The sequence below is a fragment of the Flavobacterium zhairuonense genome (assembly GCF_004352915.1).
Taxonomy (GTDB): Bacteria; Bacteroidota; Bacteroidia; order Flavobacteriales; family Flavobacteriaceae; genus Flavobacterium; species Flavobacterium zhairuonense.
This window is the reverse complement of record NZ_SJSY01000073.1, coordinates 300,554-316,462: the sequence shown is the minus strand read 5'-3', so window position 1 is coordinate 316,462 and position 15,909 is coordinate 300,554. Positions and strand designations below refer to the sequence as shown.

The window sequence follows — 15,909 nt, the reverse complement described above, 5'->3', positions numbered from 1 at the left end:
ATTTTTATTTATTTACACTTCCTTCAAAAGGTGAAGCTGGCAAGTTTTCTTTATTATACAAATTTGCCTCAATTGGGTTGTCTGCCCAAGCATAGCGAACCTTGACAGGCTTATCAATGTTTTCATTCCAGATTTTGACTTTATTTCCTTCGATCATAGCGTTTGCCCAGACAAACTTGCCGTCGCCTCCAGCAATTTCAAAACCTTTCAAACGATCACTATTTTTAATCATCAAACCGCTTCCAGTATCTGAAAAAGATAAAACCAATTGATTCCCTTTTTTTTCTGCCGATTTGAATAGCGGACCCGAAGCCACAATATTTTTTTCTCCGTAAGCATTTTTTTCAGCTTGTAGTGCCAATCTTTTTCCAACATCGTATTTGTTTAAAGGATGGATGTCATTCCATTCGCCTAAATCTATTGTTACAGCCATTCCAGTGTTTGGAACAGTTAAAGTATTTTTTTGTTGTTGACGGAGCGCAGCCCAATTGCTTTCTGCTGGCTCTGTTTTTGGTTCCATAAAATTCGTCAGCTGTACATATAAAAACGGAAAATCACCTTGCTTCCACTCTGCTCTCCAGCTTGTAATCAATGTTTCCATAAGAGCTGCATATTCCTGAGGCTTTTTTGTACTTGATTCACCCTGATACCAAAGCACACCTTTTATCGCATAATTTTTCAAAGGCGCAATCATCGAATTATACAAACCAACAGGTTTCCATCTAATAAAAGTTGAAGGAGGCAAGGGTGCCATTTTTACGCCTAATTTGTATTTCCATTCGCCTTTCAAGTCAATTGAATCTTTATCAAGAACCAATTGATAAGGCTTGTCTTCAACAAAACCTCCTTTCCCAGAATTATTGATAATTCTTATGGCAATTTCGTTTTTTCCTTCTTTCAAGAACTTTGGATCAAAAGCATATTTTCTTGGCGGATACATATACGAAGTTGTTCCGACAAAATTCCCGTTTACATAAACCGAATCTGCATCGACAATTCGGCCTAAAATCAATTTTGCCGAAGTAGCTTTTACATTCGATAAATCAACTTCTTTTCTGAACCAAACAACCCCGTTTGTTTTTTCCAAAGCATAATCGCTCCAATAGCCCGGAATATTCATAACTGGCCAGTCAACATCATCTAAATCACCTTTTGACCAATTCTTTTTTAACCCTTCATCTTGACGATTTATTTCAGCATACCAATTGGTGCTAATTTTTTTGTCATTTGCCTCAATTTGTGCACCTAAAGTTCCGTCTTTGAATTTCTGATATTCGGCATCGTAATCTGGGAATTTTTTGATTGCATCGGCACTAAGCCAAGATTCAGCAGGAGAACCTCCTAAAGCACTGTTGATTAACCCAATCGGAATTTTGTATTTTGAATATATTTCATTGGCAAAAAAATAAGCCACAGCCGAAAAATTCAAAATATTTGATGGGTTTACTTCTTTCCATTCACCACCTGACAAATCAGTATTTTCTTTGGCAAAATCATACTGATCAGGCACTAAAAATTGTCTGATCTCCGAATTATTAGCTTTTGCAATTACATCGCTGTATTTATCTTTTACGCGTTCCATTGGAAGTTCCATATTCGACTGCCCTGAACATAGCCAAACATCTCCAAACAAAATATTCTTTAAAAGAATTGAATTGCTTGCGGTTAAAATTATTTCATAAGGCCCTCCTGCTTTTTGAGAAGGCAGCGTAATTTCCCAGTTTCCTTCTTTAGAAGCTTCGGTTTGGAATTTTTTAGTATTGAAAGTTACTTCAATCTTTTCATTTGGAGCCGCCCATCCCCAGATTTTCACAGGAATATCACGTTGCAAAACCATACCATCGCTAATTAGCCTCGGAAGTTTTATTTGAGAATAAATAGTGCCACAAATAAGTGCACTAATAAAAATCAGTATTTTTTTCATTTTCAAAATTTTATTTTCTGATGTATTCTGAAATCTTTTTTTAAATATAGTTAACCCGTTGGTGTAATTCGAAAAAATATTTCAACACATAGAAACATAGATTTTTCTCTTTTGAAAAAGATAGTTGAAAGAAACTAGTTTCTAACACATAGTCTATGTTTGTTAATGTAAGTGAAACGCCTTTTTAAGAATACTAGATCTATTGTTTCTATGAGTTAAATTAATTACACCTATCAGGCTATAATTGTTCTTTCTTTTCATTTGACATCAAAAAGCCGAGAGGGCTCAACTCTCGGCTTTTTTATAAAACAATTTTATTCGCAGTTTTAACCAATTCTATAAAATAAACACTTACTTACAACTTTACTAACTTAATTGGCTGCTTAAATTTGTTTTATTCATATAAATTTGGACAAACAAAAACTTCATTTTTTAGTAGCCTGGATTCTGATATGCCGCTTTTTCAGACGCTGTCATAATCATTGCATCAAACTGAACTTGAGGAATTGGGCGTAAATAATGATATGCTTTTATATCTCTTGCTACAGTAAGCGGTGTATGGTTTCCGTAAGCTGGGCCACAAATTTGATACGAGCTTGAAAGTTCTGTCCATTTTTGAGTACGAATCAAATCGTACCAACGATAACCTTCACCAAAATATTCACGTGAACGTTCTGCCAAAATATAGTTGATATCAATTACTGCAGGAGTTGCAGCAGTCATTGCCGCGCTATTATCTGCCGATTTTGCAACATTTCCACCATTGTCAAATCTCCATTTTCCTGCACGCGCGCGCAAAACGTTTACCAATTCTCTTGCGCTTTTACCTCCTTGAGGTGCAGCTCCCATTACATTTGCTTCTGCCGCAATCAAATAAAGCTCTGAAAATTTTGCAATATTGTACGGACGCGTACTAGCTCCGTTTGGAGAACCCAATCCAGTTCCGTTATCTGTTCTGTAAGTACCCAATTTCCATAAACCTGGATAAAAAATTCTGCTGATACCGCTTGGGGCAATAACAAAATCAGATCTTCCTGCTAATACTCCTGCACCAACAGCTCCACCTTCTGGACCATTTCCTGCAGCATAAACAATAGCAGGATTTTCAGCATTTAAGAAAGAAAGAATTGCACCTCCTGGAGCAACAGGCAAGCCGTTTGCATTATTTAAAGTTGGTGTTGTGATACCCGCTTTATTCCAGTTACCGCGATATACAGTTGTAAATGTTCCATCATAACGAGAATCGTTTGTTTTATCAGCAAATGTATTAGCGATCGCACCAATAGTTGGACACATACGAATAAATGGACGTCCTAAAGACTGCACTGCTTCACGCTGTACTGAACTTACACCTGAACTTCTGATAACCGTATAGTTTGGTGTCATCATCCAAACTGCGAAGTTTTCTGGAGCATTACCATTCGAAAATGTCAAACTGCTCGCATTATAAAATTCGCTTTTTTCTGTGTGATCCGCATACAATAAAATTTCGCTGTTGCGATCATTGCTTCCTAAATTTACATCGTAGTAAGTTGGTTGCAATGCAAATGAACCATGGCTGTCAATTCCAGCCGCAGCTACATCATAAGCTTTTTGAAAGTACCAAGCAGCATCATGTCCGTCTGGATCAACGCGAGTAGTTTCGGGATAAGTTGGTATATTATTTGGGTTTTTCAACCACCATGCGTAAGTCAAATAAGCTTTTGCCAAATAAAGCCTAGCGGCAGTTTTAGTCACCCCGCCTTTTACTCTACCTGCATCTGGCAAATCATTAACTGCCGTTACTAAATCAGGAAAAATAGCTTTTGTATACACCTGTGGCACAGTATTTCTAACCGAAAATCTTGACGGACTTGTGTTGAATTTAAGTTCACCTGCACCCAAATCCAATGGCACTCCACCAAAAGTCTGAACTAACAAGAAATAATCAAATGCACGAAAGAATCTAGCTTCAGCAATCATTGCATTTGAAACAGTTCCAATTGCTGTCGCATTTTCTATAATTCCACTTGCTGTATTGATATTGATAAATGCTGGTTGCCATAAAGCATCTGTACGGCTTGAAGAAGGCGTAATTGATCCAACGCCAGAAAGATCCATATCTTTGAAGTTGGCATCGGCACTTTGTGCGTAAGTTGCTTCATCAGTTCCAGTTTCTGTTGTATTATAATAATACCCTTGTCCGTAGATGTAGCGTAAATGGGCATACATCGACGTTAATCCTCCAACAACTCCTTTTTCGGTTTTAAAATATTCAGGAGTGTATATACTGCGAGGCTCTTCTTCTAAAACATTAGAACATGCTCCCAAGAACAGCGTTGTTATTGCTGTTGCTATAAAAGTTTTTATTTGTATAGGTTTCATTGTTTTCTTTTTTAAAATGTTAAATTAAGGCCAAGCAAGAAGGTACGAGTTGAAGGAGTATTAGTTCCTAAAGTCAGTAAACGTCTTTTATAAAAATCAGTTACTGCTGCATTTTCATTACCATATGAGTTGGTTTCAGGATCCATACCAGTTTCTTTGTAATAAGGTGAAGAGATTACAAATGGATTCTGTACGGTGCAGTAAAGACGGAATCGATCAACTCCTAAATCTTTAATGAATTTTTCAGTAATGTTGTACCCCAAAGTAATTGTACGGATTTTAACATAAGAGGCATCAAAGTATCCTAAAGTTGATCCATATTTCGGATTGTCATTACTTGAAATCCCTCCAGGTCTTGGATATTTAGCATCTGTATTTTCTGGAGTCCAATAATCTACATCTACGTTTCCTCTACGTCCGCTTAACATATTCAAATAACCTGTAGAAGAATAAAGCGTACTGATCAAAACGCCTCCACTCTGGAAAGCACCAACCACACTAAGGTCTAAATTTTTATACGCTACGCGAGTATTGAAACCTCCAAGGAAATCAGGATTCACATCAATGATTTGTCTATCAGCAGGCCCAATTTGTCTTGTTGGTGTACCATCTGCATTAAAATCTCCGGTATATTTTACTTTAATCATACCTACGTTTCCTCCTGGCTCGTATTTAGTAAGATTTGCATCGTTTTGTTGCCAAAGTCCGATTTTCTCATAATCAAAAATCACATCAATTGGGTGTCCAACAAACCACCAGTTGTTTTCGTCACGCGTTTGTCCTGAAGAAAGTGCAACAAGTTTGTTTTTGTTAGAATAGAAGTTAACACCCACATCCCAAGACCAGCCATTCGGATTGTCAAAAATTGCTCCGTTAAGGGTAAATTCGTAACCTTTATTTTGAGTTTGTCCAATATTAGCCGTATAACTTCCTACACCAGCCGTTGGAGGCAAACCAACACTTAAAAGAATATCTTTTGTATCTGTAACATAGTATTCAAAAGTACCGCTTAATCTGTTTTTGAAGAAGCCAAAATCAACACCATAATTCATTGTAGTAGAATATTCCCAACCTAAATCAGGATTTGGCAATGTTGACACATAATAACCTGTTGTATTAGTATCTCCAAAATTGTATGGTCTTGAAGCTAAACTTCCAAGAGTAGAATAAGGCGCAACTGCCTGATTAGAAGTCTCTCCGTAACCTGCACGTAATTTCAATTGCTCCAACCAAGTTACATTCTGCATAAATGATTCATTTTTCATATTCCATCCAACAGATACAGCAGGATAAGTATGCCATTGATGTCCTTTTGCTAATCTTGAAGAAGCATCTGATCTTACAGTAGCAGTAAGCATGTAGCGATTATCATATGAATACATCGCACGCGCCATGTATGAAATCAATCCACTTTGTTGGTAATCTTGATTGTCTGGATTTATCGAAATCTCGCCAGCTGCTCTTCCTAAGTTGTAAAATTGGAAAGAATCTGAAGGAATGTCTTTTGCAGAAACTTGTGATCTGTTGTATGTAGTTTGTTCCGAAGAATACATTGCTACTGCATTTACTTGATGTTTCCCAAAAGTACGATCATATGTAAGCAAGTTTTGTATCGCCCAGTTCGTGTTTAAAGTATTTGTAATAGTAGCTGTAGAAACTGTTGTTGGATTAATACTAAATACACCTTCCCCAGTATATTGACCTCCATTTGTCGAACGGAAATTACCTCCCAAATCAACATGGAATTTCAAACCTTCTACACCCGGTATTTTTACCTCTGCATATAAAGTGTTATAAGAACTGTATGCTTTTGTTTGGTCGATCCATTTATCTCCCAAATTTTCTATAACATCTCTCGTATATACCCAGTTTTCATCTAATGGCATCTTAACCGTTCTCTTCAATGATCCATCTGGATTGTAGGGATTAGCGATTGAAGTTGTACTTAAAGTATTATACAAACTTAAATTTCCTCCATTTGAAATCGAATAGTTATTATTAGTTGTAAAACCAACTTTAAAATACTGTCCTATTGCTTGATCTACAGCTCCTCTTAATGTTATACGACTATAGTCTTGACCTGGCACTACTGCTTCTTCTTTATAATAACTTGTACCAAAATTATAGTTTCCTCCTTCAGTTCCGCCCGAAACACCAACATCATGATTGGTTACCAGACCTGCGCCATACATTAAATCCTGCCAATCTGTATTTACATTATCAGCTTCATCTGCACCGTTTGTATAAAGTGGCGTAGTTGTTCCTGGAAGTGTAGCTGCTTTACGCAAAGCCACAAATTCAGGTCCGTTCATCATTGGGAATTTAGCAAAAATAGTTTTTAGACCACTGTACGTGTTGTATGAAAATTTAGCTTTTTGCCCCTTTTGTCCTTTATTTGTTGAAATTAAAATAACACCATTAGCACCACGCGATCCATAGATAGCCGTTGCCGAAGCATCTTTTAAGATATCAATACTTTTAATATTATCTGGGCTGATGTCGCCAATTGACCCTGCAAATGGAATTCCATCTAATACTACAAGCGGATTATTATCAGCTGTTAGAGAACGTGTTCCTCTAATACGAATCTGCATTTCGGCACCCGGTTTAGATGAGGTTTGGTTCATTTGAACTCCGGCCAAACGTCCTTGCAAAGCCTGAGTAATATTCGCCGATGGCACTTCGCGAACAACATCTCCTTTTATAGAAGAAACAGATCCCGTAACCGCTTCCTTTCGTTGCGTACCATAACCTATAACTACAACTTCCTGCAGGTTATTCTGGTTTTCTTCCAAAACTGCATTAATTTTATTTTTTCCCGCAACAGGGATCTCTTTATCTTTTAAACCTAAAAAACTAAATACCAAAACTCCATTTGAAGGAACGTTAGTTATAGAATAATTTCCGTCAAAGCCTGTAACCGCAGTATTTTTCGTGCCTTTCAGCGTCACATTTGCTCCTGGAATTGGCCCATTTGCATCAGACACAATCCCTGTAACTGTAGTCTGAGCCGTGGCACTCACAGAAAACAGAAGCATAAGGGATAAAAACCCCAGACATTTCAGGAGCTTTTTTTTGCTTTTCATTGTAAAAAAGTCAGTCATAAAAATTGATTTAGATAATTAATATATGGTTTGAGTTAGTTGAAAATATGGAAGCAAAATCAGCTGTTTTTATAAGACAGAAAAAACTCCTTTTGCATTTCTTTAACAAATATAAATAAAAATTCAAACCACACAACCGGTTGTGTATTATTTTTTTATTTATACCAAAAAAAATTACCTTTTAAATTAAATACTAAATAATTTTAAAGCTAAATAATTAAATGATCCGCAACGAAAATCCTTTTTCAGCAAAACAATCAAGACTTTGTTTATTGTTTTTAAACAATAGCTAACAATTCTCTAAAACCTAATAAAATAGCAGAAAAACAGCATTTTAAGCTTCCAAAAACAAAACAAAAACAAGTGTATTTAAAACACTTACGAACCGTAATTTAAAAGCCTCGGATAGAATTGCACCGATTATCATAATCCCCAAGCTCAAGTTTTCATTTTGTCCGAAAAAAGAATCTTTTTATACACAATCGCTTGCATAAAAAAATAAAAAAAGCCTCTTTTTTTCAAAAGAAGCTTTAAAATCTAAACTGAAACTATTTACTTAAAATTGAATGCAAAAGTCATTTCATTTAAATAGGTTTCATTTGTCCTTAAAATTGAATTTGGGAAATGTTTTTTATTTGGAGCATCTGGAAAATTTTGAGGCTCAAAGCAAATTGCTGGAAACTTTTCATATTGATTATTATTTGAAAATGGCAAAACCGGAAATTCCTTTGGCGTATAAATGACCATTGCCGGCTGATTCGAAAAAATATTCATACTAATACCGCTTTCGGCAGAAGACAAAGATGCTTTTAGCTGTTTTTCATTAAACACAAAAGTATCATCAAAACCTTTGAAATCTTCTCTTTTGATTTTAGCCTTTTCATTTCTGTCAAAAGCAGTTCCTTTAGATTTATTCAATTTTCCTGTTGGAAGCAATTGCGAGTCAACATCTAAATGAAAATCACTGTTGATTTGAAATTCATGATCTAAAACAGAACCTTTTCCGTTCAAATTAAAATAAACATGGCTTGTCAAATTTACAGGAGTCGCCTGATCTGTAATTGCTTTGTAAGTAATTTTTACTTCATTTTCGGGCGTTAAATAAAAAATAGCTTCAACATTTAAATTTCCGGGATAACCTTCTTCCAGATTTTTACTTACGTATGAAAGCACAACACGATCTTCCGCCACTTCTTTTACCGACCAAAACTTTTTAAAAAATCCGTTTCTGCCTCCATGCAAATGAACTCCGTCTTCATTTTCGATTTTATAAACAATATCATCAATCTCAAATTCTCCACCAGAAATTCTTCCTGCATATCTTCCAATACTTGAACCCAAAAAGAGCTTTACATCTGAATAAGGCGCTTCAAGATAATCAGAAGCATTTTTCAAACCCGCAGCAACATTGTAGATTTCACCTTTTGCATTTTTAACTTTCAACGCAATAACTGTTGCACCGAAGTTAGAAATCGTCATTTCCAATGCCGATTTATTTTTAATCGTAACTACCTCTAATTTTTCCATTTTGGTTGCCAACTCAGATTTTAAAATCTTATAAATTCATCTTTTTCGCATCTTCTATAAATTGGTTCAAACCAATATCTGTAAGAGGATGTTTCAACAATCCTTTAATTGCTGATAATGGTCCAGTCATAACATCAGAACCTACTTTGGCACAATTAATTATGTGCATTGTATGACGCACAGAAGCCGAAAGAATTTGAGTATTGAAAGCGTAATTATCATAAATTTCTCTGATTTCAGCAATAAGATGCATTCCGTCAGTCGAAACATCATCTAATCTTCCTAAAAATGGAGACACATAAGTTGCGCCCGCTTTTGCAGCGAGAAGCGCCTGTCCAGCCGAGAATACCAAAGTTACATTCGTTCTAATTCCTTTATCTGAAAAATATTTACAAGCTTTAATTCCGTCAGCAATCATTGGCAATTTTACCACAATCTGCGGATGCAAAGCGGCAAGTTCTTCACCTTCTCTGATCATTCCGTCAAAATCTGTCGAAATAACTTCTGCCGAAACATCTCCGTCTACAATATTGCAGATATCCAGATAGTGTTTTAAAATACTAGCTTTTCCTGTAATTCCTTCTTTCGCCATCAATGACGGATTCGTTGTTACGCCATCTAAAACGCCTAATGCCTGCGCTTCTTTAATATCATTTAAATTTGCTGTGTCAATAAAAAATTTCATTGGTTTTTGGTTTTTATGTTAATAGAGTACATTAAGAAATGCTATATTTTCAATTCATAATGAAATGAATCTCAATACAGACGAAATGATTTTATGTTTTAATTTGAAATAAAAAGCAAAAGAAATTGCTTTGAAAAGATAGCAGAAAACTATCTTTTTGAATGCGAAACTAAATATGACCGCCGGCGCTTCAATCATCCAACGGCCATAATTACTAATTAATAAATTTTTCTCTGGCACATCAACTAACCTTTAAATATGCACCAGAGAAGAAAAACTACAAAAAACAATCTTGATTCCGATTTTCTAATTTTGACAAAAACGGAAATTATTTTATGCTAAAACTGCGTTTACAGTTTGTTAATCAATTAAATATATTGATTGATAATGTTTTCAAACAATTCTTGTTTACCGCTTTGAAGATTTAATTCTCCATTTTCGTGAGCGATAGTATAAAGATCTTTCAAGCTTAATTTTCCTTCAGCAAAATCTTTTCCTTTTCCAGAATCGAAAGAACTGTATCTTTCTTTTCTTAATTTTTCGTATGGAGAAGAAGAAATGATTTTATCTGCTGTCAATAAAGCTCTTGCGAAAGTATCAGCTCCACCAATGTGTGCTAAGAAAACATCTTCTAAATCTGTAGAATTTCTTCTGATTTTAGCATCAAAGTTAACTCCACCGCCTTGTAATCCGCCAGCTTTTAAGAAAACCAACATCGCTTCAGTTGTTTCTTGAATGTTATTTGGGAACTGGTCAGTATCCCATCCATTTTGGTAATCACCTCTATTAGCATCAATACTTCCTAACATTCCAGCTTTTGCAGCTACTTCTAATTCGTGTTGGAAAGTGTGCTGTGCCAATGTAGCGTGGTTAACCTCGATATTGATTTTGAAATCTTTATCTAAACCATAATTTTTCAAGAATCCAATTGCTGTAGCCGAGTCAAAATCGTATTGGTGTTTTGATGGTTCCATTGGTTTTGGCTCGATGAAGAAAGTTCCTTTGAAACCTTGTGCTCTTGCATAATCTCTAGACATTGTTAAGAATTGCGCCATGTGGTCTAATTCTCTTCCCATATCTGTGTTTAGTAAAGACATATAACCTTCTCTACCTCCCCAGAATACATAGTTTTCTCCGCCTAAAGCGATTGTTGCGTCTAAAGCTAATTTTACTTGTCCACCCGCTCTTGCTACTACATTAAAATCTGGATTTGTAGCCGCTCCGTTCATGAATCTTGGATTTGAGAAACAGTTTGAAGTTCCCCAAAGCAATTTAATTCCAGACTCCGCTTTTTTCCCTTTTAAATATTCTGTAATGAAAGCCAAACGCTTTTCTGATTCTGCGAAAGTTGCTCCTTCAGCAATCAAATCGTAATCGTGGAAACAGAAATAATCGAATCCCATTTTGCTGATAAATTCAAAAGCAGCATCTGCCTTATCTTTTGCAGCTTGATATGGATCTGATGAAGCATCCCAAGCAAATTGCTGTGTTCCTGGCCCGAATGGATCGCTACCTTGTCCGCAGAAAGTATGCCAGTAAGCGATAGCAAATTTAAAGTGCTCACGCATTGTTTTTCCAGCTACAACTTGGTCTGGATTGTAATATTTAAACGCCAAAGGATTATCAGATTCTTTTCCTTCAAACTTAATTTGGCCAATACCTTTGTAGTATTCTTTATCCCCTAAAACTATCATTTTATCTTTTTATTTAGTTGTTAATATTAATTCTAATTCTTTTTTCCATTTCTGATAAGCCGTTTCGTATTCCTCTTTATTTTTTAGAGGCAAAAAGGTCATTACGTGATCGTTCGTTGTAATTCCTGAACCAAATTTTTCAAAGTCACCATCTGTCAAGCCTACTGCTCTTGCTGCTCCTACTGCTCCGGTTGTATTGTAAATTTCTATTTCATGTCCAATTAATGTGGCAACTGTATTAGAAAAAATTTCGGAACGGAATAAATTATCATTTCCAGCTCTAATCACATTAATCGTTGCATTATCATCTTTCAGGCATTCCATTCCGTAAACAAAAGAAAATGCGATAGCTTCCAAAGATGCTCTGAATAAATGTGCGTTGGTATGAATATTAAAATTCAGGTTTAAAATATGAGACCCAATGTTTTTGTTATTGAACATTCTTTCAGCTCCATTTCCAAACGGAATTACAACCAATCCTTGTGAGCCTACATTTATCTGAGATGCTTTTTCGTTCATTTCTTCATACGACTCATTTCCGATATTGTTTCGCATCCATCGGTATTGAATTCCCGCTCCGTTTATATTCAGCAATTTTCCAACTCTCGGATTTGATTCTGTATAATTTACATGAACAAAGTTGTTTACACGAGTACTTTTTCCTGAGTTTGTTTCTGTAACAGCATAAAAAACGCCCGACGTACCACCTGTTGCTGCAACTTCTCCTGGACGAAGCACATTTAATGACAAAGCATTATTAGGCTGATCTCCTGCTCTATACACAATCGGAATTCCTGCAGGAAGACCAGATTCTTGTGAAGCTTTTTCGGTAACAACACCTTGATTCGTAAAATTCTCTACAATTTTTGGAGTTAATACTGTATCAATTCCATAATATTCTAAAAGCCAGTCGGCTACTTTATTTTCTTTATAATCCCAAAGCATTCCTTCAGACAAACCGTTTTTAGTTGTCGTTACTTCGCCTGTCAATTTCAAAGCGATGTAATCACCCGGAAGCATGTATTTTGAGATTTTTTTATAAACTTCAGGCTCGTTTTCTTTCACCCATTTTAATTTCGAAGCCGTAAAATTTCCTGGCGAATTCAATAAATGCGACATGCATTTCTCTTCTCCAATTTCGGCGAAAGCCTTATTTCCAATTTCGACCGCACGGCTGTCACACCAGATAATTGAATTTCGTAACGGAGCGCCTTCTTGATCTACAATCACCAATCCATGCATTTGGTACGAAATACCAATTCCTTGAATTTTAGATGCGTCAATATTAGCTTCTTTAATCGCTCTTTTTGTCGCCGTACAAATGTACTGCCACCACATTTCAGGATCTTGTTCCGCCCAGTCTGGGTGAATCGAAAGGATTTCCATTTCGTTCTGAGGTTCATTCAAAACGATCACTTTTTTACCCGTTTCTGCTTCAACAATTGCTGCTTTCACAGAAGAACTTCCAATATCATATCCAATATAATACATACTTACAATGATTCTCTTATTATTAATTTTGTCGGCACATAACACTTCGTTTCTTCGTCATGCGTAATAAATGCCGCTGCTTTGGTTCCTATTTCTTTAAAATCAGTTGAAACAACCGAAATTCCTTTGTATATAAATTTCTTCATCGGGGTTTCGTTGTATGACAAAAAGCCAACATCTTTTCCCGGTTCGTAATCTTTCTCTTTGCACTGCTCCAAAAAGTGCCCTAAAATCCTGTCGCTTACACTGATATAGGCAATTCCTTTTTCGATATTGAACTTCTTTGGATCTGTAATCACTTCATATTCAAAACCAAAATCGGCACAGAATTTCTTAAAAAACTCCACCGTTTCCCACGGGTGATTCGTAAAATCAGGATATACAAATTGTATCTTTTTATATTTTTTAAACAAATCCACCGCTTCTGTCAAAGACTCATAAAATGCTTTTCCGAAATCCTGAAATACATAATTCTGGGCTTTATCTGCCTGAATATTCCAGTCAATCAAAAGCAGTTTATCGCCTGCAATTGCCGACAATGCCGGCGCAATATCTTTGTGGTCAAAATTCATCACCACATATTTATAATACTTCCCGATCCCGTTATTAATGATCGTTTTAAAAACATCAATATTATAATGGTGAAACTGCACATCAATAATCACATTATCTGGCAGATTATTCACAACCGAATGATACAAAACCTCTTTATAAGCCTTAAAGGTATCTAAAACCAAAAGCACTTTTCGAGTTTCCCCAGCTACATAATAGCCTTTATTCGGCACAGAATCAATCACTTTTTGATCTTTCAGAATCGAATACGCCTTAAAAACCGTATCTCTTGAAAGCTGATACGTTTTACAGATCACATTCACCGATGGAAGCAAATCTCCCTTTTGCAAAATATTCTCCGCAATCGAATTTGTAATTCCATCCACCAACTGCTGATACTTCGGAATATCACTTTCATGATTTATTATAAACTCAAATTTTTCTTCTTCTTTTAGCATACCGTTCTGTTCCGTTCTGTTATGCTAAAGTAGCTAAAAAACTTTTATAAAAAATTATTATTTATGTTAATTATGTTATTTTTTTTTACTTCTTGAAAATCATTTAACCGCAAAGTCCGCAAAGGATTACGCAAGGTTCGCAAAAGATTCATCCACAATATTTATAATCTCTGTATAGCTCTGGAAGAGCGCAATATTTATAGAAAATTCATATCCACGCAGATTAAAAGCTCCAGCGGAGCGACACATTTATCGCAAAACAATATATTACCCCGCTGGGGCTTTTTACCATTGGGCGTTCTAAAAATTCTATAAATATTCCGTCCCTCTGGGACTTCTGAAAAACTATTGCTCAAAATGCTCACTCGACGCATACATCCCCAAATACGTCCCTACAAATCCGCCTGCTTCTTTTGTACTTAAAATTGATCCGTCAACATCTTTAATTAACAAATCCCACTTTTCTTTATCTTTCGTTTTAAAGTAAAAACTATATAATCTTCCGTTTCCTTCAATCTTTACAAACAATGCTTTATCAGCATTCACAAGCTCTTTTTTAGCAATTATCTCTGATTTTCCATTATTGATTTTACCAGCCGTTCTTTCAACAAAAACTTCTTCCTTTCCTTCTGAATTCAATCGCTTTCCAATCAACAAATAATGTTTTTCATTCTGAAAAGCAGTCAATCCCGCAACTTGTAAATTATTTTTTGGTGCAAACTCAAACTTTACCGAAGCTTCAAATTTTAAATGCTGTTGTCTTCTTCCAATAAAAGAAAAATTAGTTTCAGTATGAATTGACTCTTTTCTTGGTTTGATTAATAGTTTTCCGTTAATCAGTTCGTACCATTTTTCAGAAGGCGTTCTGATAAAATTCCATTTTAAGTTCAATTCATTCGAATCAAAATCATCTTTCCAAACAAAATTTCCATTATTTGGTTCTACTTTTTGTTTTGAAAGAGGCAGATTCGGACGTTTATTTTTCATCGGAATTGCTTCGTTACCGCCAATAATTTCCGGCCAGCCGTTTTTCCATTCTACAGGCATCATAAAAGTTTCTCTTCCTGTATTGTATAAATCGCCTTCATAAGGACGACAACCCAAAAATACGGACCACCAGTCACCATTTGGCAATTGCACAAAATCAACATGACCTGTAGTAGAAACTAAATTTTTACGATTCGGATCTAAATGTCTCTGCGTCAAAATCGGATTATGGGCATAACTTTCATAAGGATCGTAAACACTTTTACTTCTAAAAACTACTTCAGAATGATTAAAACCTGTTCCGCCTTGCGCGCAAATCATATAATAAAATCCGTCTTTTTTAAGTACGTGCGGACCTTCGATCCAAACTGGCTTTTTAGCCATGTCGGTTCCTCCGTTAATAACTAATTTCGGTTCTGTTATGATTTTCTGTTTTTCCAAATCATATTCCAACATATAAATGGCACGATGTCCATCATGAAGCGAAATATTATTTGGTGGAGGTCCATTATGTGTGATATACACTTTTCCGTCTTCATCAAAGAAAATATCCGGATCAATTCCGTTAACTTCTGGAAGCGCAATCGGATTTGACCATGGCCCAGACGGATTTTTAGTCGTAACAATAAAATTACCGACTCCGCTAACATTGGTACAAATCACATAAAAAAAGCCTTTATTGTATTGAATCGTTGGTGCATACATGCCGCCTGACAAACGCGAATTTCCAAAATCAGCCTGTTCGCGACGGTTGATGATATTTCCAATTTGTTTCCAGTTTACTAAATCAGCGCTTTCAAAAATAGGAAGCCCAGGAAAATAGCAAAAAGATGAATTAACAAGATAAAATTTTCCGTTTGCACTACAAATCGTAGGATCCGGATAAAATCCCGCTAAAATCGGATTCAGATACTCTCCTTCTGATTTGGAAATATTTGCATACACATCATCTTTTCCTTGATAATTAAACCAGTCAAAAACAGCAGTATTTCCTTGAACAACCGGTTGTGGTTTCAGGAAAATTTTTTTACATGCCATTACACTAACCATAGAAAAGGTTAATACTGTAATTTTTAAACTAGCTGTTCTTAAGTCAATCATCTTCAGAATTAATTTTGAAAAT

Annotated in this window: 9 protein-coding genes; all 9 read right to left on the bottom strand. The window is 35.7% G+C overall.

Annotation, left to right across the window (positions count from 1 at the left end):
* Positions 1–4: 4 nt before the first annotated feature.
* The 9 genes from EYY60_RS13565 to EYY60_RS13525 all read right to left on the bottom strand — a co-directional run bounded on the left by EYY60_RS13565 (position 5) and on the right by EYY60_RS13525 (position 15,887).
* Positions 5–1,924: a sialate O-acetylesterase gene (locus EYY60_RS13565; RefSeq protein ID WP_132989853.1), complete on the bottom strand. Its 1,920-nt coding sequence runs from the start codon at positions 1,922–1,924 to the stop codon at positions 5–7.
* 432 nt (positions 1,925–2,356) lie between these two features.
* The gene (locus tag EYY60_RS13560; protein ID WP_132989852.1) at positions 2,357–4,288 is read right to left on the bottom strand and encodes a RagB/SusD family nutrient uptake outer membrane protein; all 1,932 of its coding nucleotides are present in this window, start codon (positions 4,286–4,288) and stop codon (positions 2,357–2,359) included.
* An 11-nt stretch (positions 4,289–4,299) separates the two neighbouring features.
* Entirely contained in the window at positions 4,300–7,392 is a 3,093-nt protein-coding gene (locus EYY60_RS13555) for a SusC/RagA family TonB-linked outer membrane protein (protein ID WP_132989851.1), read from the bottom strand.
* 552 nt (positions 7,393–7,944) lie between these two features.
* Entirely contained in the window at positions 7,945–8,931 is a 987-nt protein-coding gene (locus EYY60_RS13550; protein WP_262711209.1) for an aldose epimerase family protein, read from the bottom strand.
* A gap of 16 nt (positions 8,932–8,947) precedes the next feature.
* A complete protein-coding gene (gene fsa, locus EYY60_RS13545; RefSeq protein WP_132989849.1) occupies positions 8,948–9,604 on the bottom strand; it encodes a fructose-6-phosphate aldolase in 657 nt (218 codons plus the stop codon).
* Positions 9,605–9,972: 368 nt separating this feature from the next.
* Positions 9,973–11,298, bottom strand: coding sequence for a xylose isomerase (xylA, locus tag EYY60_RS13540; RefSeq protein ID WP_132989848.1), 1,326 nt, complete (start codon positions 11,296–11,298; stop codon positions 9,973–9,975).
* A 9-nt stretch (positions 11,299–11,307) separates the two neighbouring features.
* Positions 11,308–12,789 (bottom strand): xylulokinase, encoded by a 1,482-nt coding sequence (locus EYY60_RS13535; RefSeq protein ID WP_132989847.1) that lies wholly within the window; start codon positions 12,787–12,789, stop codon positions 11,308–11,310.
* 2 nt (positions 12,790–12,791) lie between these two features.
* Positions 12,792–13,799: a GntR family transcriptional regulator gene (locus tag EYY60_RS13530; RefSeq protein WP_132989846.1), complete on the bottom strand. Its 1,008-nt coding sequence runs from the start codon at positions 13,797–13,799 to the stop codon at positions 12,792–12,794.
* Positions 13,800–14,144: 345 nt separating this feature from the next.
* Positions 14,145–15,887 carry a glycoside hydrolase family 43 protein gene (locus tag EYY60_RS13525; RefSeq protein WP_132989845.1) on the bottom strand — a complete coding sequence of 581 codons (1,743 nt, stop codon included), beginning with the start codon at positions 15,885–15,887 and terminating at the stop codon, positions 14,145–14,147.
* Positions 15,888–15,909: the final 22 nt, after the last annotated feature.

Coding starts and splice junctions, on each gene's coding strand:
- EYY60_RS13565 (WP_132989853.1), bottom strand. CDS start 1,924: ATGAAAAAAATACTGATTTTTATTAGTGCACTTATTTGTGGCACTATT.
- EYY60_RS13560 (WP_132989852.1), bottom strand. CDS start 4,288: ATGAAACCTATACAAATAAAAACTTTTATAGCAACAGCAATAACAACG.
- EYY60_RS13555 (WP_132989851.1), bottom strand. CDS start 7,392: ATGACTGACTTTTTTACAATGAAAAGCAAAAAAAAGCTCCTGAAATGT.
- fsa (WP_132989849.1), bottom strand. CDS start 9,604: ATGAAATTTTTTATTGACACAGCAAATTTAAATGATATTAAAGAAGCG.
- xylA (WP_132989848.1), bottom strand. CDS start 11,298: ATGATAGTTTTAGGGGATAAAGAATACTACAAAGGTATTGGCCAAATT.
- EYY60_RS13535 (WP_132989847.1), bottom strand. CDS start 12,789: ATGTATTATATTGGATATGATATTGGAAGTTCTTCTGTGAAAGCAGCA.
- EYY60_RS13530 (WP_132989846.1), bottom strand. CDS start 13,799: ATGCTAAAAGAAGAAGAAAAATTTGAGTTTATAATAAATCATGAAAGT.
- EYY60_RS13525 (WP_132989845.1), bottom strand. CDS start 15,887: ATGATTGACTTAAGAACAGCTAGTTTAAAAATTACAGTATTAACCTTT.